This is a genomic window from Rhodococcus sp. NPDC019647 (assembly GCF_044389235.1).
GTDB classification, from domain to species: Bacteria; Actinomycetota; Actinomycetes; order Mycobacteriales; family Mycobacteriaceae; genus Rhodococcus_F; species Rhodococcus_F oxybenzonivorans.
This window is the reverse complement of sequence record NZ_JBIRXS010000004.1, coordinates 350,419-368,364: the sequence shown is the minus strand read 5'-3', so window position 1 is coordinate 368,364 and position 17,946 is coordinate 350,419. Positions and strand designations below refer to the sequence as shown.

The following is a 17,946-nucleotide window of genomic DNA, read 5'->3' as shown; positions in this document are numbered from 1 at the left end:
GGTCAGCTCCTCGGCATGTCGAGCATGCGCTCGGCGACGATGTTGCGCTGGATGAAGGTGGAACCGCCGGCAATCGCGGTGCCGCGGGCCTGATAGGCGAGCCGTAGCCACCGCGCCGCCTGCTGCGACTCCTCGTCCAGGCCGAATTGCCCGCCGGCCGGCTCGAGAGACAACCGGAAATCGGCGAGTTCCTCGACGAGGGGGCAGAAGAACAGCTTGCCGATGGACGTGACGGGCCCGGGTGGGCCGTCGTTCGCCGCGAGTGTGATGACGCGCTGACCGATGAGGTAATGCATGAGGGCTCGGCCGTACAGGTCGGCGACTTTCTGCCGGATCACCGGATCCTCGCCGAGTGGGCGGCACGCGTCGTCGGTCATTCCCGCGATATCGCTGACGATGTCGTCGACGGCCCGTTTGGTGTTGACGCGGCCAGTCGCGATCGCCACCCGCTCGTAAGCGAGGGTGCCCATCGCGACCTTCCAGCCGCCGTCCACCTCCCCGACCACGAGGTCGTCGGGAATGAACACGTCGTCGAGGAACACCTCGTTGAATTCCGCCTCGCCGAGCATGTGTGCAAGCGGCCGCACCGTGATGCCCTCACTGTCCATCGGCACCAGGAAGAACGTGATGCCCTTGTGCCGCGGACCGCCGCCGGTGCGGGCCAACAGGATCGCGTGGGCCGCGATGTGCGCGCGACTGGTCCAGATCTTCTGTCCGTTGACCTTCCAGCCCCCGTCCACCCTCGTGGCCTTCGTGCGGAGCGAGGCGAGGTCCGATCCGGCGTCGGGCTCGGAGAACAGCTGGCACCAGATTTCCTCGCCGGTCAGGATGGGCCGGAGGAACCGTTCCTTCTGGGCGGGCGTCCCGAAATCGATGATGGTCGGGCCGGCGAAGTCCTCGCCGATGGTGTTGAGTCGCTCCGGCGCTCCCACCCGGTCCATTTCTTCGGTGAAGATGGCCTTGCGGATCGGGTCGGCGGCTTGACCGCCGTATTCCTGCGGCCACGACATCCCGCCGTAGCCGGCGTCGAAGAGCAGTCGCTGCCATTGCTGCCAGAACGGCACCTTGTCGACCAAATCAACAGGTTCCGGCCATGGCAGCGTCGGCACAGCCTTCTCGGCCCACTCCCGGACTTCTGCGCGGAATGTGGCCTCGTCTGGGGAATCAGCGAGCTCCATTACACCCTCCTCGAAAATTTCTGGCTCAATGATAGTATAGGTCAGTCCAAAAAGGAGGACTCGATGACAGATCCACACCCCGCCGGCGTCGTCGACCGCGTCGAGTACGACGTCGAACGCGGCAAGATTCGCGAGTTCACCCGCGCGACATTCATCACCGATCCCGTCCACACGGATCCGACCGCGGCGCGCGACGCCGGATTCGGCGATGTGCCCGCCACCCTCACACACACGGTCGTCGCCGGACACCAGCGCGACCAGCGCGCCTTCGTCGACGCACTGGGTTTGGCGCTCGAGCGCGTGGTGGTCGGCTCGGTCACGTGGACGTATCTGCGACCACTCACCGCGGGCGAACACGTGGTCGGCACCCGTCGCGTGGTCGACGATGTGCAGCGAGAAGGCAAGCGCGGCGGCACCATGCGCCTCGTGACCTTGGAGACCGAGTACGTCGACGCCCATGGCGAGCCCGTGGTACGGCTCGAAGAGGTCCTGATCGAACGAGGAGAACAGCGATGAGAACACCGGCCAAGGTTCGCGTCGGCGACGCCCCCGACACCCGAGTGGTCGGCCCGGTGAGTCAGACGGACATCGTCCGGTTTGCCGGCGCTGGAGGCGATTTCAACCCACTGCATCACGATCCCGAGTTCGTGGCCACGTCGGGGTTTCCGGGTGTCATCGCGATGGGTCAGATGCAGGCGGGCATCCTGGCAGGCTGGGTGTCCGACACGTTCGGCGTCGAACACGTGCGCTCCTTCGGTGTGCGGTTCGTCGCCCCGGTCTTCCTCGGCGACACTCTGACCGTGGGCGGCACGGTGGCGGCGATCGTCGAGACGGACGGGGAGTTCCTCGCGACCCTCGACCTCGTTGCGTCTGGGGACAAGGGCCCCGTCGTCACCGGGTCTGCGACCGTGGTAGTGGCGGCGACCTGACCCACCCTGTTCACACCGCCGAAAGGGGCGAAGCCGATCGGCTTCGCCCCCTTTCCCATTCGGTCAGACGACAGCCCGGGCCTCCCGGTCGGCCGCGATCTTCTCCGCGATCTGCGCGCGCAGCAGGTGCTTCTGGATCTTGCCCGTCGCCGTCGTCGGCAACGCCTCGACGACCTCCAGCCGCTCCGGAACCTTCTGGATGGCCACTCCCTGCTCGAGCAGATAGGTCTTGATCTTCTCCAGAGTGATGTCGCCGTGCCCCTGCGCGGGAACGAGGTAGAGGCATACGGCCTCGCCGAGCCGTTCGTCGGGCATCGCGACCGCCGCGACACCGCGCACCGCGGGATGTGCCGCCAGGAGATCTTCGACCTGACGGACGCTGATGTTCATTCCACCGCGGATCACGATGTCCTTGGTGCGGCCGGTGACGCGCACATAGCCGTCCTCGTCCATCCGGCCGAGGTCGCCGGAGCGGGAGTGGCCGTCCGGCGTGAAGAGCTTGGCTGTCTCCTCGTCGTTGTGCAGGTAGGCGAGCATGTGCATGGCGCCCTTGTAGGCAATGTCGCCCTCCTCCCCGCGCGGAACCTCGTCGCCGAGTTCGTCGACGATCTTCACCGATTGCATCGGCAGCGGACGGCCGTCCGAGTTGATCGACCGCTGGGGATCGTCGTCGACGGTGCACATGGTGGTCGTGACGTTCTCGGAACGGCCGTACAGGCTGAGCACCTGCAGATTCGGGAACTGGTCGGCGGCCTTGGTGACGAAGCTCCCCGGAATCGGGGAGCCGGCGGCGACCCACAGCCGCATGCTGCCGATGTCGTGGACTGCCGGGTCGTAGGCGTCCATGAGCATCTGCAGGAACGTCGTGGCGCTCACCGCGACGGTGCACCCACGTTCCTTGATCTGCTCCATCCCGCGAACCGGTTCCCACACCTCGATGAGATGCGACGCCGCGCCATGCATGAGAGGGAGGAAGATGCTCGTGACCAGTCCGGTGGTATGGGTGATCGGCGAGGGGCCGAACTGCACGTCGTCGGGCGTGTAGGCGAACCCCTTGGCCAGCAGGCGAGATCCACAGGCCATCGTGTTGAACGTGTGGATGCAACCCTTGGGCCGGGACGTCGTGCCACTGCTGTAGACGATGACGAACGGCTCGTCGGGTCCGACACCCGGACCGAGTTCGGCAGTCGCTTCCTCCGGGCTCACCTCCACCGACAGCGACTCGAACGACACTGATCCGTTCGGCAACTCGCCGTTACCGCGGACGACGGCGACGTTTTCGAGCGAGTCGACGGTATCCAGGAGTTCGGTGTACATGCCGGCGTAGTCGAACTTCTTGAAATGCTGCGGCGTGATCGCGAGCCGGACCCCGGCATTATTCAAGATGTACTCGACGTCGGCGCGGCGGTAGATCGGCATGATCGGCACGAGGATGGCGCCCAGTCGAGACAACGCGACTGAGATGACAGCGAACTCGATCCAGTTCGGAACCTGCACCGACACACGGTCGCCGGCGGTGATGCCGTGACGCCGGAGGCCCACCGCCAGGCACAGAGCCTTGTCGCGCAACTGCCGGAAGGTGATGCCTCCGCTGGTGTCGTCGGTGAGGAAGATGCGGTCGCCCCGCTCGGCGACCTGAGTCTCGAGCAGGTCGAAGAACGTGTCACGGTGCCACTGCCCGGTGGCATAGAACTCTCGGATCTGTTCGTTCGAGTAGCGATCGGTGACCGATGCGAACGCCATGGGAAGCCTTCCTCTGAGCGCAGATGTGTAGAGGGCGTAACCGCCTGTGTTGGTCCTCACAATATAATGGTCGGACCGAAAATGCAACGGGTTGCCGCTTTCGCTGTTATCGCATCGTCCATACAGGAGAACGCTTTTCGCGAAAGGCGGTGACCCCCTCGACGATGTCCTCGGTTGTGAACGCGAGCGCGAGCTGGGATTGCAGTGCCGTGAGGGCGTCGGGCAAAGACATGTCGCGGGTGTTGTTGATCGCGTCCTTGCCGAGACGCATGAGGAGCGGCGACTTGCTCGCAAGCCGGCGCGCCCATTGCTGAACTGCGGTGTCGAATTCACCGTCCGGAATGACCCGGTTGACGAGCCCCAATTCGAGCGCTTCCGCGGCGGTGATCGACTCGCCACACATCATCAGCTCGTTCGCCTTGAGCCGCCCGACGTTCCGGTAGATCAAGGCGGAGATCATGAACGGAAAGACGCCGACATTGATTTCCGGGCACCCGAACCTGACCGACTCCTTGGCGAGCACGAAGTCGCAGGCCAGAGCGAGCCCGAACGCACCCGCCAGTACGTCGCCACCGGCCGCGCAGATCACGGGTTTCCCGAGGCCACCGATGAGTTGGTAGAGCCTCGGGAATCGGTCCAGTCCGGCATATTTGATGATCGTGGGGGTGTCGCTCGCGAACGCCTTCAGGTCACCACCAGCCGAGAAGATCTTTTCGTGCGACGAGGCCAGGACGACCACCCGCACGTCGTCGTCCCCGCGGGCGCGCTCGAGCGCGGCCAGCAGCTCGTCGAGCAGATCGTCGGACAGCGCATTGCGCGTCTCGGGCCGGTCGAGAGTGAGGACGGCGACATGCTCGTCGACGTCGTATCGGACAGGCTGCCCCATGGTACGGATCCTTCCAATTTGGTCGTACCATTCGACCCTAGTACCCGCTCGTCGCTGGAAACAAGAACCGATGCGATTTTCCTGAAGTGGGTGACGAATTTGGACTGACCATATACATTGGCGATGAGGCTTGCGGCGGTGACGAAACGCCCAGGTGACACCGCTCTATACTGTGCTGTGTGTCACTGGGCGTGCGGCAGCGTCGTCTCCGTCCGTGTGGCAGCCGCGGCGCAAGGAGTAGTGAGTGGTCATTTCGACGAGTCCGTTCGAGCTTGCCCAGCAGGCAGTTGCAGAGTTGCAGGAGTTGCTGGGGAGCGAACCGAACCTCGCCCGCTTGGCGGACGGCGAGCCGGACCTGACAGTGATCCGCGCGTTCGCGGCCCGAAAACTGCGGGAAGGCCCCAAGTCAGCCGAGCACGCCGTGCGCCTCGCGGAACTCGTGACACGACTCGACACCGCGAGCCGGGACGACATCGTTCGCCGGCTCCACGTCCATACCGAGCAGTTCGAGGCGTTGCAGCAGGTGGTCCGCGCCATCGATGCCCGCGCCGACCACATCGCCCGGACAGTGACGCAGGAATTGTGCACGAACCTGGGATATGGCAAGGCAATGTTCTCCGTGGTTCGCGGTTCCACCTGGTCTCCCGTCGCGCTGGCTGTCAATCCCGAGCTGACCGGAGACTTCCAGGAACTCATCTCTGCCGTCGACGGCCGGGAGATCTTATTGCGCGAGGCCCCTCGCGAGGCGGAATTGGTGCGCCGTCGTCGGCCGTATGCGGTGGAGGCCGTCGACACCTATCGGCACACGTACCGCCCTCTCATCGACCTGTCACGTCCCGCGGGATACATTGCGGTCCCCATCGTCGTCGACTCACGCACGGTGGCAATGATTCACGTGGACCGCCAGAGCGACAGCCTGACTGACACCGATGTCCATATCGTCGGAGCGCTGGCAGGTGTCTGCGCGTCAGTGAAGGAACGCGCCTACCTGCGGCAACAGATCTCTGCGCGCAACGAGCACGTCGACGCCGAGATCCAACGCCTGACTCGCGCACTCCGACATCTCGAGCAGGCACCCGTCACGATGCCGGAACTGGCTACCTGCGAACCCCCCGCAGGCGCGCCGAGTACGGATGTCAATGCGCAAGCACCCGCCATCCCTCGCGCGCACACGCTGACGGCCCGCGAGCGTGAGGTGTTGACGCTGATGGCGACGGGCGCGACAAACGGGACCATCTCTCGGCGGCTGTGCATCTCCGACGGCACCGTCAAGTCCCATGTCCAGCGGATCTTCAAGAAACTCGGCGTCTCGACGCGAGCCGAGGTGGCAGCGCTGTGCGCCCATGCCAAGACGGTGAACGGTGGCTGACGTCCCCCGCTCCGCATCGCAACCCGGCGAGGACACTGCGGACGACGAACTCGATCGCGCCATCGCGGACATCCTCTCCGAAATACGTACGGCGAGTTCGGAACACGCCGTCGATCTCGGTCGGCGTCTCGTCGACCTTCTCGACCGCAGGAACACGCTCGCTTCGACGCGGGCCGCCGAGATCGATGCCGTCGCGAGGAGGATCGATCGGGCCGTGCACGCACTCGACGATGCCGCCTCGAGTGCGGAACTCATGCGGCGAGCGTGTGAACGCGTCGCCGAACTCTGCACCGTGGACAAGGTGGTCCTCTCCCGCCTCGATGGCGACCGGATCGTCCCCGTCACCTCGTTCAGCGCCGCCCCCGAGACAGCACCGTCGTTCCCCGCCGAGTTCGGCCTCCTGGCAGGCTCACCCGAAGAGCACGCCCTCGAGACGAACGCGATCGCGGTCGGATCCCACGTTCCCGCCGAGCTTCGAGAGGCGCTGGGCGTCAAGGGGTTCACCGTCGTCCCCGTCGTCGTCGATGGGATCGCTGCTGCGCTGCTCCACGTCGGTACATCACTCGACGGCGCGAGGCGCCACGCCCTGGGAGTGTTCGCCGAGGTGCTCGGTGGGTGTTTCGAGCGGGTCGGGCTCGAATCCCGCCGCGACCGCCAGGACGTCCTCCTCCGGGAAGGCGCCCAGCGGTGGAGTGGCGACACAGACTTCGACGCGGTGACCGCAGGTTCTCCCGACCTTGCGTCGGCCGGGACCGAGCAGGACGACGCCGATCAACGACTGCTCGACCCGCTGACCGAACGCGAGGCGGACGTCGTGCGGCTGATTCTCACCGGCGCGTCGAACTCCACCATCGCCGCCGAACTGGTTATCACGGTCGATACGGTCAAGTCGCATGTGAAACACATCCTCCGCAAACTCGGCGCCACCAACCGCGCCGAGCTGATCGCGAAGTATCAGTCCACCACCCGGTGACTCCGACGTCAGGCGTCCGAGGACGGGACGGTCACCGTGACGGTATCCACGTCCGGCGTCAGCACGAGCTGGCACGCGAGGCGAGAACAAGGCTGGACGCCGTCGAGGAACTCGAGCAGGTCTTGTTCCTCCAAAGTCGGCTCGTCGAACGACCCGCAAGAGTTTTCATCGAGGTACACGTGACAGGTGGCGCACGAGCAGCTACCGCCGCATTCGGCGACGATGCCGGGAAGGTTGTTACGCACCGACCCGTCCATCACGCTCTGGCCTGCTGGAACGTCGACGGACGAGGTCGAGCCGTCGGGCAGCTGGTATACGACGGTGGGCATGGCAATCTCCTTCGGGGGTGATCTGTGAACGTCTGCGCGGTCTCTCGCCGAGTGGGTTGCCGTCCCGGGATTCGGCCGCGTTCTGTACCAAAATTGTGTCGCGGGTCACTGAACCGGCACATCACCACTTCGACGTATTACCCCCCTCCAGTGGGGTGAAGTTCCGCCGCACGAGTCCGCCACCAACTGCGTGACCCAGCACACATACCCCATTAGGTGGACAACTTTCGATCAATGGTGTGATGCCCCTCACTCTCGTGACTGACAGGCTGATGTCACTCCAGTCGGCGAGGGCGCCGCGACACACGGCGCCGGAACTCACTGCACCACGAAGGGGAATTGATGAGCACCACAGAACAGGTCACGGAACTGATCCCGGACGCCGTCGCCCGTCAGATCGTATTGCCCGAGGGACACCGGGACAACGACGCGCTATTCGAGGCCTACCGCTGGCTACGCGAGAACAATCCTCTCGGCCGCGCCGAGGTGGAGGGTTACGACCCCATCTGGCTGGTGAGCAAGCACGCCGACATCATGGAGATCGAGCGCCAGCCCGACATCTTCACCAGCGCGGGAGGCGAGGACAAGGGGTCCGTCAATCCGATCCTGGCGAACAAGGCCGGCGACGCGTTCACCAAAAGCATCAACAACGGCAGCCTCCGCATCCTGGAGACCCTCACCTACCTCGACCCTCCGGAGCACACCGCGATCAAGGACATCGCGCTGGACTGGTTCCGGCCGACCAACCTCGCGAAGTGGGAAACGGTTATCCGCGACCTCGCCAAGGCTGCCGTCGGCAGGCTCCTGGAGACGGACGGGAAGATCGACTTCGTCAAGGACTTCGCACTCCACTACCCCCTCCACGTCATCATGAGCCTGTTCGGGGTACCCGAATCGGACGAGCCTCGGATGATGGCGCTGACCCAGGAATTCTTCGGCACCGCCGACCCCGACGCCGCCCGTGAGGATGTCGAACCGCTCACCCCGGACGCTGCCGCGAAGCAGTGGGTTGCCACCATTCAGGACTTCTACGCCTACTTCGAGAAGTTGCTGGAGGACCGTCGCGCCAACCCGCGTGACGACCTCGCGACGATCATTTCGGTGGCACGCAACGAGAGTGGCGAGTACTTCCCCAACGAAGTGGCTTACGGCTACTTCATCGCGATCGCCACCGCGGGACACGACACCACGTCGAGCACGCTCGCCGGCGGCATGCTCGAACTCGGCCGCAACCCCGAACTGCTGGCAAAGGCGAAAGCGGATCTGGCGCTCGCTCCACACATCGTCAACGAGTCGCTGCGCTGGGCATCGCCGGTCAAGCACTTCATGCGACAGGCAACCCAGGATTACACGCTCCGCGGTCGCGACATCAAGAAGGGCGACCGATTCATGCTGCTCTACCAGTCGGGCAACCGCGACGCGGACGTCATCCCCGATCCCGACCGCTTCGACCCGACCCGCAGGCCCAACAAGCACATCGCGTTCGGCTACGGTCCGCACATGTGCATCGGCCAGCATCTGGCGAAGCTGGAGCTCAAGATCATGTTCGAGGAGTTGCTCCCCCACATCGAGTCGCTGGAGCTGGTGGACGACACCAAGATGATCCAGACCAACTTCGTCGGCGGACTCAAGAACATGCCCGTCCAGATCCAGTTCAGCAGGTAGTCCATGTCGCACTCAACACCGACCGTAGTGATCGTCGGGGCCGGGCATGCCGGCGGCACCCTCGCCGGCATGCTGCGGCAACAGAAGTTCGACGGCCGCATCGTCCTGTGCGGCGACGAAATTCACCCGCCCTATCACCGTCCGCCACTGTCGAAGAAGTACGCCGGTGACGAGTTCGTCCAGTGGCTGAAACCGGAAGCGTTCTACGCCGACAACGCGATCGAGACGCTGCTGGGAGATCCGGTGGTCGGGATCGATCGCGATGCCCGAACCGCGACGACCGCGTCCGGCACAGTCCTCGAGTACACGACACTCGTCCTCGCGACGGGCGCCGCGCCGCGAACCTTGACACTGCCGGGGAGTGAACTCGGAGGAGTGCTCAGTCTGCGCACGCTCGCCGACGCCACGCTGCTGCGCGACGCCGTGCACACCGGATCGGCACTCGCCATCATCGGCGGTGGATACGTAGGGCTCGAGGTCGCAGCGTCGGCCCGGGCTCGTGGATGCGAGGTCACGGTGATCGAACGGGAGGACCGGGTGCTGGCACGGGTCGCCAGTCCCGAATTATCCAGCGTGCTCACCGAATTCCATCGAGACCGCGGAACTCGCATCATCACGGGCGCCGAGGTCCGCGAGATCTCGGGCGCGGATGGACGGGTCGACGGGGTCGCGCTGGGGGACGGAACCGAAATTTCCTGCGACATGGTCCTGGTGGGTGTCGGTGCGATCCCGAACGACGCGCTGGCCCGGGAATCGGGTATCGAATGCCTCGCGGGTATCGTCGTGGACGGTTCGGCACGCACCAGCGACCCGCACGTCCTTGCGATCGGGGACGTGACCTACCGATTGCACGACACTCTCGGCAAGATGGTGCGGCTCGAAAGCATCCCCAGCGCAGTCGAACAGGCGAAGCAGGCTGCGGCGGTCATCATGGAAGCGCCGCTTCCTCCGCACGAGGTTCCGTGGTTCTGGTCCGACCAGTTCGACCTGAAGATGAAGATGGCCGGGATGGTCGGCCCCGACACGAGGGCTGTCCTGCGCGGCAACCCCTCCGAGTCTTCCTTCGCCCTCTTCCATCTGAACACCGACGGCATTCCGGTCGCCGTCGAGACTGTCAATGCCGCAGCCGAATTCATGGCGGGCAAAAAATTCATCGGCAACCGCACCAAGATCGATCCCGCCGTACTCGCAGATCCCGTTATTTCGTTGCGGGAAGCCGTTCTCTGAGCATTTCGATTCCGGCCGGTTTCACCTGCCGGCCTTCAAGACATGGAGCAATGACGATGGAAGCACACGCAGCAGTCGCGAGAGAACCGCGCACCGAGTTCACCCTGGAACCGATCACCCTCGACGGCCCCCGCGCCGGTGAGGTACTCGTGGAGATCGAGGCGGTCGGCATCTGCCACACCGACCTCGCCGCCCGCGACGGGGCCCTGCCGACCGCACTGCCCGCCGTCCTCGGCCACGAAGGATGCGGCATCGTTAGGGAAGTCGGCGACGGCGTCACCAAAGTCGCCCCCGGTGATCGGGTCGCCATCACCTTCAACAGTTGCGGTACCTGTCCGTCGTGCACCACCGGGGCGCCCTCGTACTGCCACCAGTTCATGCACCTCGCCTACGACGGCGTCCGCGAAGACGGCACCGGACCGATCACCACCACCGACGGCGAATCCCTGACCGGCCTGTTCTTCGGCCAGTCCTCCTTCGCCACCCACAGCATCGCGTTCGAACGCAACGTCGTGAAGGTCCCGAGCGACGTCCCCGCCGAACTCCTCGCACCCCTGGGCTGCGGGATCCAAACCGGCGCAGGTGCGGTGATGCGCTCACTGAACTGCCGACCCGGATCGGCCCTTCTCGTCGCCGGCGCCGGATCCGTCGGGCTGGCCGCCGTGATGGGCGCCGTCGTCCGCGGCTGCGACACCATCATCGCCGTCGAACCGCACCAATCGAGACGTGATCTCGCCCTCGAACTCGGCGCCACCCACGTCATCGACCCCACCGCCGGGCCGGTCGCCGAGCAGGTCCGGGCCATCATCCCCGCCGGCGTGGACTACGCCATCGACACCTCCGGCATTCCCGCGGTGATCGAATCGCTCGTCGGCGCCATGACCTTCCACGGCAAGATCGGTCTCATCGGTGTGCCCGCCGACCCGGAGTCGTCGGTGCCGCTCAACATCATCAACTCCCTCGCCATGGGGCTGACCGTCACCGGAATCATCGAGGGTGACAGCGTCCCCGACGACTTCATCCCCGAATTGGTCGACCTGTACAAGGCGGGCAGATTCCCCCTCGACAAGCTCGTCACCACCTTCCCCTTCGCGAAGATCAACGACGCGATCGACGCCCAGCACCGCGGCGAGGTCCTCAAACCCGTCCTCGTACACCACTGACAACCGACTCCGAACCTCACTGACGAAGGACACCCGATGACGATCGACTACCCCGATCTCTACATCCGCGGCGAATGGGCACGGCCGTCCGGCGATGCCACCATTTCGGTCATCTCCCCGACCACCGAGCAGCAGATCGGCTCCGTGCCCGACGGCACCGACACCGACATCGACGACGCCGTCGAGGCCGCCCGCACCGCTCTCACCGACTGGGGGTCCCGGACCGCGGCCCAGCGCGCCGAGATCCTCGGCCGCTTCGCCGACGAACTCGAATCCCGCGCCGAAGACACCGCGACCCGGGTGAGCAGCCAGAACGGCATGCCCATCACCCTCGCCCGTCAGTTCGAGGGCGGCTTCCCACCGCTCCTGCTGCGCTACTACGGCGAGATGGCCGCGAAACAGGAAGACGAGATCCGGCCCGGCATGCTCGGCGGATCCACCCTCGTCACCCGCTCCCCGATCGGCGTCGTCGGCGCCATCGTCCCCTGGAACGTGCCCCAGGCCATCACCTTCCTCAAACTCGCCCCCGCCCTCGCCGCCGGATGCACCGTCGTCCTCAAACCCTCCCCCGAGACCGTCCTCGACGCGTTCCTGATGGCCGAGGCCGCCATCGCCGCCGGACTTCCCGCCGGAGTACTCAACATCGTGCCCGGCGGCCGAGAACTCGGCGCCTACCTCGTCGCCCACCCCGGCATCGACAAGGTGTCGTTCACCGGCTCCACCGCCGCCGGCCGTGCCATCGGCCGCACCTGCGGCGAACTACTCCGCCCCGTCACCCTCGAACTCGGCGGCAAATCCGCCGCCGTCATCCTCGACGACGCCGACCTCGCCGCCAACCTCGAATCCTTCTACGCGGCAACACTGCTCAACAACGGACAGATCTGCTGGCTCGGCACCCGCGTCCTCGCACCGCGCTCGCGCTACACCGAGATCGTCGACACCATCACCGACCTCGCCAGAGTCATCTCGGTCGGCGACCCCCTCTCCGACACCACCCAAATGGGACCACTCGTCTCCGCCCGACAACGCCACCGCGTCGAAAGCTACATCGACAAGGGCCGCGCCGACGGCGGACGCGTCACCACCGGCGGCCGCCGACCCGACAAACTCGACCACGGCTGGTTCGTCGAACCCACCGTCTTCGCCGACGTCGACACCGGGCACACCATCGCCCAGGAAGAAATCTTCGGCCCCGTCCTGTCCGTCATCCCGTACACCGACGAAACCGAAGCCATCTCCATCGCCAACCACTCCGACTACGGACTCGGCGGCTCCGTCTGGACCGCCGACCCCGAACGCGGCGCCCAATTCGCCCGCCACATCGCCACCGGAACCGTCGGCATCAACGGCTACACCAACGACCCCACCGCACCCTTCGGCGGCATCAAGAACAGCGGTCTCGGCCGCGAACTTGGACCCGAAGGCCTCGCCAGCTACCAACAACTCAAGAGCATCTACCTCGACGTCCGCTAATACGGGTCGGTGCGGCCGTGCGACAGCACGCACGGCCGCATCGGCTTGTCCAGACAGTGAGCACCGGAGATGCCGTGACCGAAGAAGACCTCGCCATGCTCGACTTCGCGGTCACCTGGGCACCCTTCGACGATTAGATCATCTCCGAGCCACGAGACTGGACCGTCCTGCGCCACTACGCAATTCGTACTGGCGGGTTCGCAGGACGCGGTGATGGTTCCGCTGTTCAGAACAGCAAACGGAGCTCCGAACGTGCGCCACGGGTACTTCGGTGGCACGATCGCCGAAGTGCGCCGTCAACCCCGCCCAAGAGATGTGTCTGAGCGGGCTCGTCTTATCGAAGCCGTCGTCACCGCAGCGATGGACCGACTCTGATGCGGTACGCCCCCTTTCGACGTCTCTCGGCACAGGTGCACGTCGGATTCGACCAGCGTGCCAAGCACGGCGACGGGGATGGACCGCGCACTGGGGACTCGGCCGCTCGTATTCGGCGGTCGAGTCTACGGTCGCTCAGTCGAGCTTCAATGCTCGAGTTGGGCACCGCCGCACTGCTTGTTCGACCTTGGGACGCTCAGTTTCGGCCGGGATTTCGTCGACTACGTCGAGCTCTCCGTCATCATTGATGCTAAAGATCTCGGGGGCCGCGAACTCACATTGACCGTGGCCCTCGCAGAGATCCCAGTCGACCACGATCTTCATCATGAGCCCTCCTTTTCGACGCGGACATGCAGACGCTTGAACGCGTTGAACTGATTGGTATGCAGTCGGTCCGGCGGCCCGAGCGGGCTGATCCGAAGTCCGCGGTCAAGCAGCGCCCGGAAGAATGAGGTGACCTCGGCCCTGGCGAGGTGCGAACCCATGCATGCGTGAATTCCCCAGCCGAAGCCCACGTGGTCGTTCTCAGCGCGGTCGATCTTGACGACGTCCGGGTCGGGAAAGACTCCCGGGTCCCGGTTGGCGGCCTGGAACCAGCAGACAACCTTGTCTCCCGCCCGGATCACTTGGCCGTCCCAGTCCACATCTGTCGTCGCCGTACGACGCATGGCCCGGATTGGAGTGACATAACGCAGCATCTCCTCGATCGCGGACCTCAGGAGTTCCGGTCGGGCTACCAGCTTGTCCCACTCCTCCGGGAACTCGTCGAAGGCCAGCACCGTGCCGGTGATGAGGTTCCGTGTGGTTTCGTTTCCCGCCCCGACCAGAACGAAGTAGTAGGCGGCGAGGTCTTCCCAGGACAGTGGGCCACCCTCAAACTCGGCATTCACCAGCCGCGACACCAGGTCGTTACGTGGTTCAGCCCGTCTCGCCGCGGTCAGGTTCTCGAAGTAGGCAAACATCTCCGCGCGAGCCCGTTCCTTCTCGTCTGGAGTTCGCATGAATTCCGGGTCGTCCGAGATCACCCGGTTGGTCCAGTCGAGGAGGAGCCCGCAGTCCTCGAGTGGTACGCCGAGGACTTGTCCGAGAACCTGGATTGGTAAGAGGGCGGCCGCCGAGTGTACGAACTCGACCTCGCCTGGCACCGAGATGTCGTCCAGGATGGCGGCGACCGCTCGGTCGATGATGTCCTGCCATTCCCGCACCTTCACAGCCCGTAGGTGCGGGGCAACGAGCTTGCGCAGTCCGGTATGGCGGGGCGGGTCGGTGTTGTGGACGGTGCTGGTCCCGCCTTCGACCTTTCGGCTGAGGATCTGGGTTCCTTCACCGTTGATGAACGTGCGCGGGTCGTTGACCACCCTGATGACGTCGTCGTAGCGGGTAACCGACCAGAATCCGGGCCCGTCCGGCTCGTCGTTCCAGTGCAGGGCTTCCGTGGTGCGCAGCTGGGCGAGAAGAGCATTCTCGGTGCCGTCGATAAAGGGCTCGAGATCCATCAGATCAACGGCCGACTCTTGTTGCAGTGTCATGACCAGCTCTCAAAGTATGGCGGCGATCTCTCACGAGACTCGCCTTTGAAGATTGGACCAATTGTTGAAATTGTGTAGTGGATGTCACAATGGAGTCAATCGTCTAAGGGGCGAATCGGCGGGTTTCCCTCTTTCGAGGGAGGTCTCGGCACCGAGTTCCGAGGTCTGCGGTCGCTGTTGCCTAGTGACGTGAATCCATCTGAAGTCATGATCGGAAGCGGTTTCGTGAAGAAGCATGATTTAGACCCCGCGGTGCACAACGCTGTGCGTGTCGTCGTTAATGCAGCCCGGCGGTTGGAAACCGACCCACGAAGCGCGGCGCACCGGGTCGGTGACGCCATCACCGCGCTCGAGGCGCTCGACGCCACCGAACGCGCCCTGTCTGCACGCCTGCTTCCCGAAAATTACGAGCTCCTCCTCGACGTACGGGCGGCGCGTGCCGATGTGATTGCCTATGAGTTGAGCCGACAGCGTGCGATGCTGCCGACGCTGACTGCCGCCCTTGGTCGGTTGCGCGCAATATCGACCATCGACGATCTCGTTGAGTCGATTGCCATAGAGAGCGCTGCACTCGGTTACGAGCGTTCAATGTTCTCCTGGGTCCGCAACGAACGATGGGTCCCGCGCTCGACACACACAACGAGCGGCCCAGAGGAAGGGCGATCGATCCTCGAGGCGGGTGCTCCTCCCTATCACCACACTCGGGATCTGGTGGAAGTTGACGTCGTGCGCAAGAGGCGTCCGATCCTTATCACTGATGCCGACACCAATCCGCGGGTTCATCCGACGATTTCCCCGGTCTCTCGCTCCAACACCTACGTCGCGGCTCCAGTGGCGGCGCGCGGCCACGTCGCTGCCTTCGTCCATGTGGACCGCAACGCTGTCACCGGTACGACCGATGAGTTCGACCGCGACCTCCTCGCGTCCTTCTGCGAGAGCATCGGGGTGATGATCGACCGTTTCGTGGCCACAGGGAACCCGTCCGAGCAGACACCTGACGATTCACCGGTCGCTGACTGGCCCGATGCTCTGACTGACCGAGAACGTGAGGTACTTCGGCTACTGGCGACCGGACTGACCAACGCCCAGATCGGTGCTCGACTGTTCATCAGCGAGGAGACGACGAAGACACACGTCAAGAAGCTGCTCCGCAAGCTTGGGGTGAGTAATCGCTCTCAGGCCGGAGCGATGTATCACCGTCTCCATGGCTCGGCGGACTCGGGCGGCGACGCGCTGCCGCGCGAGACGCCGGCTTGAACCGGGCGTCCCGCGCGGCAATGCATCAGAGGTGGATCATGCCCTCCCCGCTTGCCCAGAAGCGGCCGAGCATCTCGAGTGCCCGCCCTTCCTCGACGATGGGACCGTAGCCCTTCTCGACGCTGGCCTCGAAGTCGTAGAAGCCTGCTGCCAGCATGTCGTCCCAGATCCCGGCTGCCTTGCCGACCGTGCCGATGAAGTCGGTGTAGTAGACGTAGCTGCCCGCCAGGATCTTCTCGCGGTTCGACATCGACGCAATCCGTGGATACAGGAGGGCGGCGCCCTTCTCGGCCCTCGCGGCGATCGGCGCCAACTCGTCCTCGGCGAGCAATCTGATCTCGCCGATGGGAGAGTCCTCACGCTCGCGCACGTACACGGCGTACCCGGTGAGGTATTTGAGATAGTTCGCCGGGTTCGTGAACATCGTGCCGATGTCGACCACTCGGCTGTCGATCTGCTGCTCTCCCTCGAAGAACATGACCAGCGTCACCGACCACGGTAGGTCGCCGACCGCGTCGGCCCAGGGGTAACCGGGATCGTTCAGTACGTGGTCTCGCACGAGGGCCCAACCTCCGCCCGGCAGCGGGTACGGACCGCTATCGGCAACACCGTTTCGGCAGTCGAAGTGCAGCAGGAACGACGCCAGCTGGGTACTGCCGTTGAAGCGCTGGAAGTCTTTTCGCGCCTGCGGGTCCGCCGACAATGGTGTCTTTTCGTCCTGGAACCGGGTCACCCAATCGTTGTTGAGGAGCGGGGCGTGATAGCCCCGGGCCGATGTGAACATCGGCCCTTGGTCGTCCCACATTCCCCGGTACAAGCGGCGCGTGAACTGCATGGCGCCCTTGAGATCGTCGGCGCGATCTCCCGGCTGTTCGTGACCCAGTTCGACGGCGATGGCGCGTCCGAGCGCCGACGGCACACCTGCAGCCCAGATGTGTAGTGGGTTGAGTTTGGTGCCGATCTCGCGGCGGATTCGGCCGCCGATCTCACGAAGTCCGTCGACTCCGACCCCCTCGGTGATCATGCGATGGAAACGGGGATGGTGCTGCCACTGGAGGTAGGTTCCCATCACTTCGTATTCCTGCCGGGGGATGAGTCCGGATTCGCCCTCGCTGATCCGGGCGGCGAGGATGTCCCAGAGGTTCCACCCGTAGTAGTCGAGCAGGTCGTTGGCCTCTGCCGTGGTCAGGTCGCGGATGAGGGACTCGTCGGTGAGATCGAGTACGCCGGTCGACAGCTTCGACGACATGATCAGATGTCCTGCGGTGCCTCCGGGAACGCCGTTCGCGTCGGTCGGGACCGTGTCATCCGTCGCCTCGGATGCCTCCTGCCCGCTTTGCTCGGGCGTTCCGGATCCGCTCGCGCCTTCACCGAGAACCACCCCTCGGGGCGCGTCGCTGAGATCGAGTCGCACGACCGTGCCGTCTTCGGGCACAACTTCGCCGCGCGCATTTACCTCGCCCGCCGTGAACGTCACCGACATGATGCACGGGATTCCGTACTCGCGGGACACGATGCCGAGGTGGCTTGTCGGAGCTCCTTGCAGGGTCAGCACACCGCGAGGACCGGCGACCAGTGCCGGGGTGAGGAAGGTGGTGGTTCCACCTCTGGCGATGACGACGCAGTCCTCGATGTCGTCGCGCTCGACGAAATCCATTACAGCTTCAGGGGTATCGAGCCAGACCGTTCTGCCTTCGACCGGCTCGGCGTCTTCGAAGACTGCGGTGCCGGTACCGATCGAACCGAACACCGTCTTGTCATCAATTGCGGTCATCGGACGCTCCTGTTCTCGCCTGCCGGCGACGGTGTTTCCCAGATGACATCTCGATCCGACTGCTTGTTCACCATGT

General features: G+C 64.7%; 16 protein-coding genes. 9 read left to right on the top strand and 7 right to left on the bottom strand.

Translation table 11 applies throughout. From position 1 onward, the window contains the following. Positions 1-2: 2 nt before the first annotated feature. Positions 3-1,178 (bottom strand): acyl-CoA dehydrogenase family protein, encoded by a 1,176-nt coding sequence (locus ACH49N_RS11780; protein ID WP_358272260.1) that lies wholly within the window; start codon positions 1,176-1,178, stop codon positions 3-5. A gap of 63 nt (positions 1,179-1,241) precedes the next feature. Between ACH49N_RS11780 and ACH49N_RS11775 the strand changes: the two genes are divergently transcribed. Then, the gene (locus ACH49N_RS11775; RefSeq protein ID WP_358272261.1) at positions 1,242-1,694 is read left to right on the top strand and encodes a MaoC family dehydratase N-terminal domain-containing protein; all 453 of its coding nucleotides are present in this window, start codon (positions 1,242-1,244) and stop codon (positions 1,692-1,694) included. Then, positions 1,691-2,107, top strand: a complete 417-nt coding sequence (locus ACH49N_RS11770) for a MaoC/PaaZ C-terminal domain-containing protein (protein ID WP_358272262.1) — start codon at positions 1,691-1,693, stop codon at positions 2,105-2,107. Before ACH49N_RS11775 ends, ACH49N_RS11770 begins: the two co-directional genes overlap by 4 nt. Before the next feature lie 63 nt (positions 2,108-2,170). Here ACH49N_RS11770 and ACH49N_RS11765 read toward each other — a convergent pair whose 3' ends face one another. Together ACH49N_RS11765 and ACH49N_RS11760 are read right to left on the bottom strand one after the other, a co-directional pair. After that, positions 2,171-3,850: an AMP-binding protein gene (locus ACH49N_RS11765; protein ID WP_358272263.1), complete on the bottom strand. Its 1,680-nt coding sequence runs from the start codon at positions 3,848-3,850 to the stop codon at positions 2,171-2,173. A gap of 106 nt (positions 3,851-3,956) precedes the next feature. Continuing rightward, positions 3,957-4,736 (bottom strand): enoyl-CoA hydratase/isomerase family protein, encoded by a 780-nt coding sequence (locus tag ACH49N_RS11760; RefSeq protein WP_358272265.1) that lies wholly within the window; start codon positions 4,734-4,736, stop codon positions 3,957-3,959. A 244-nt stretch (positions 4,737-4,980) separates the two neighbouring features. On the opposite strand from ACH49N_RS11760, the gene ACH49N_RS11755 reads away from it, so the two are divergent. After that, complete coding sequence (locus ACH49N_RS11755; protein ID WP_358272267.1) at positions 4,981-6,105, top strand: LuxR C-terminal-related transcriptional regulator; 1,125 nt, start codon at positions 4,981-4,983, stop codon at positions 6,103-6,105. Further along, the gene (locus ACH49N_RS11750; protein ID WP_358272268.1) at positions 6,098-7,078 is read left to right on the top strand and encodes a helix-turn-helix transcriptional regulator; all 981 of its coding nucleotides are present in this window, start codon (positions 6,098-6,100) and stop codon (positions 7,076-7,078) included. Before ACH49N_RS11755 ends, ACH49N_RS11750 begins: the two co-directional genes overlap by 8 nt. Positions 7,079-7,086: 8 nt before the next feature. Here ACH49N_RS11750 and ACH49N_RS11745 read toward each other — a convergent pair whose 3' ends face one another. Beyond that, entirely contained in the window at positions 7,087-7,407 is a 321-nt protein-coding gene (locus ACH49N_RS11745; protein WP_061700734.1) for a 2Fe-2S iron-sulfur cluster-binding protein, read from the bottom strand. 342 nt (positions 7,408-7,749) lie between these two features. On the opposite strand from ACH49N_RS11745, the gene ACH49N_RS11740 reads away from it, so the two are divergent. From ACH49N_RS11740 to ACH49N_RS11725, 4 genes are read left to right on the top strand one after another with little or no spacing between them, the layout of a single operon-like run. Beyond that, complete coding sequence (locus ACH49N_RS11740; RefSeq protein WP_358272269.1) at positions 7,750-9,072, top strand: cytochrome P450; 1,323 nt, start codon at positions 7,750-7,752, stop codon at positions 9,070-9,072. 3 nt (positions 9,073-9,075) lie between these two features. Continuing rightward, positions 9,076-10,299, top strand: coding sequence for an FAD-dependent oxidoreductase (locus ACH49N_RS11735; RefSeq protein WP_358272271.1), 1,224 nt, complete (start codon positions 9,076-9,078; stop codon positions 10,297-10,299). Positions 10,300-10,355: 56 nt separating this feature from the next. Further along, on the top strand, positions 10,356-11,462 hold the full coding sequence (locus ACH49N_RS11730; RefSeq protein WP_358272646.1) for an NAD(P)-dependent alcohol dehydrogenase: 1,107 nt from the start codon (positions 10,356-10,358) through the stop codon (positions 11,460-11,462). A 36-nt stretch (positions 11,463-11,498) separates the two neighbouring features. Then, positions 11,499-12,935, top strand: a complete 1,437-nt coding sequence (locus ACH49N_RS11725) for an aldehyde dehydrogenase (RefSeq protein ID WP_358272273.1) — start codon at positions 11,499-11,501, stop codon at positions 12,933-12,935. A gap of 510 nt (positions 12,936-13,445) precedes the next feature. On the opposite strand, the gene ACH49N_RS11720 is transcribed toward ACH49N_RS11725, so the two are convergent. After that, the gene (locus ACH49N_RS11720; protein WP_358272275.1) at positions 13,446-13,637 is read right to left on the bottom strand and encodes a ferredoxin; all 192 of its coding nucleotides are present in this window, start codon (positions 13,635-13,637) and stop codon (positions 13,446-13,448) included. Beyond that, positions 13,634-14,839 (bottom strand): cytochrome P450, encoded by a 1,206-nt coding sequence (locus tag ACH49N_RS11715; RefSeq protein WP_358272277.1) that lies wholly within the window; start codon positions 14,837-14,839, stop codon positions 13,634-13,636. Before ACH49N_RS11715 ends, ACH49N_RS11720 begins: the two co-directional genes overlap by 4 nt. Positions 14,840-15,064: 225 nt before the next feature. On the opposite strand from ACH49N_RS11715, the gene ACH49N_RS11710 reads away from it, so the two are divergent. After that, on the top strand, positions 15,065-16,096 hold the full coding sequence (locus ACH49N_RS11710; protein WP_358272279.1) for a LuxR C-terminal-related transcriptional regulator: 1,032 nt from the start codon (positions 15,065-15,067) through the stop codon (positions 16,094-16,096). 25 nt (positions 16,097-16,121) lie between these two features. On the opposite strand, the gene ACH49N_RS11705 is transcribed toward ACH49N_RS11710, so the two are convergent. Beyond that, the gene (locus ACH49N_RS11705; RefSeq protein WP_358272281.1) at positions 16,122-17,870 is read right to left on the bottom strand and encodes a PEP-utilizing enzyme; all 1,749 of its coding nucleotides are present in this window, start codon (positions 17,868-17,870) and stop codon (positions 16,122-16,124) included. Positions 17,871-17,946 lie beyond the last annotated feature (76 nt).

What these genes read in the sequence shown, in the direction of transcription:
- ACH49N_RS11760 (WP_358272265.1), bottom strand. Translation starts at nt 4,736, where the DNA reads ATGGGGCAGCCTGTCCGATACGACGTCGACGAGCATGTCGCCGTCCTC.
- ACH49N_RS11705 (WP_358272281.1), bottom strand. Translation starts at nt 17,870, where the DNA reads ATGACCGCAATTGATGACAAGACGGTGTTCGGTTCGATCGGTACCGGC.
- ACH49N_RS11745 (WP_061700734.1), bottom strand. Translation starts at nt 7,407, where the DNA reads ATGCCCACCGTCGTATACCAGCTGCCCGACGGCTCGACCTCGTCCGTC.
- ACH49N_RS11735 (WP_358272271.1), top strand. Translation starts at nt 9,076, where the DNA reads ATGTCGCACTCAACACCGACCGTAGTGATCGTCGGGGCCGGGCATGCC.
- ACH49N_RS11775 (WP_358272261.1), top strand. Translation starts at nt 1,242, where the DNA reads ATGACAGATCCACACCCCGCCGGCGTCGTCGACCGCGTCGAGTACGAC.
- ACH49N_RS11715 (WP_358272277.1), bottom strand. Translation starts at nt 14,839, where the DNA reads ATGACACTGCAACAAGAGTCGGCCGTTGATCTGATGGATCTCGAGCCC.
- ACH49N_RS11780 (WP_358272260.1), bottom strand. Translation starts at nt 1,178, where the DNA reads ATGGAGCTCGCTGATTCCCCAGACGAGGCCACATTCCGCGCAGAAGTC.
- ACH49N_RS11740 (WP_358272269.1), top strand. Translation starts at nt 7,750, where the DNA reads ATGAGCACCACAGAACAGGTCACGGAACTGATCCCGGACGCCGTCGCC.
- ACH49N_RS11725 (WP_358272273.1), top strand. Translation starts at nt 11,499, where the DNA reads ATGACGATCGACTACCCCGATCTCTACATCCGCGGCGAATGGGCACGG.
- ACH49N_RS11720 (WP_358272275.1), bottom strand. Translation starts at nt 13,637, where the DNA reads ATGATGAAGATCGTGGTCGACTGGGATCTCTGCGAGGGCCACGGTCAA.
- ACH49N_RS11730 (WP_358272646.1), top strand. Translation starts at nt 10,356, where the DNA reads ATGGAAGCACACGCAGCAGTCGCGAGAGAACCGCGCACCGAGTTCACC.
- ACH49N_RS11770 (WP_358272262.1), top strand. Translation starts at nt 1,691, where the DNA reads ATGAGAACACCGGCCAAGGTTCGCGTCGGCGACGCCCCCGACACCCGA.
- ACH49N_RS11765 (WP_358272263.1), bottom strand. Translation starts at nt 3,850, where the DNA reads ATGGCGTTCGCATCGGTCACCGATCGCTACTCGAACGAACAGATCCGA.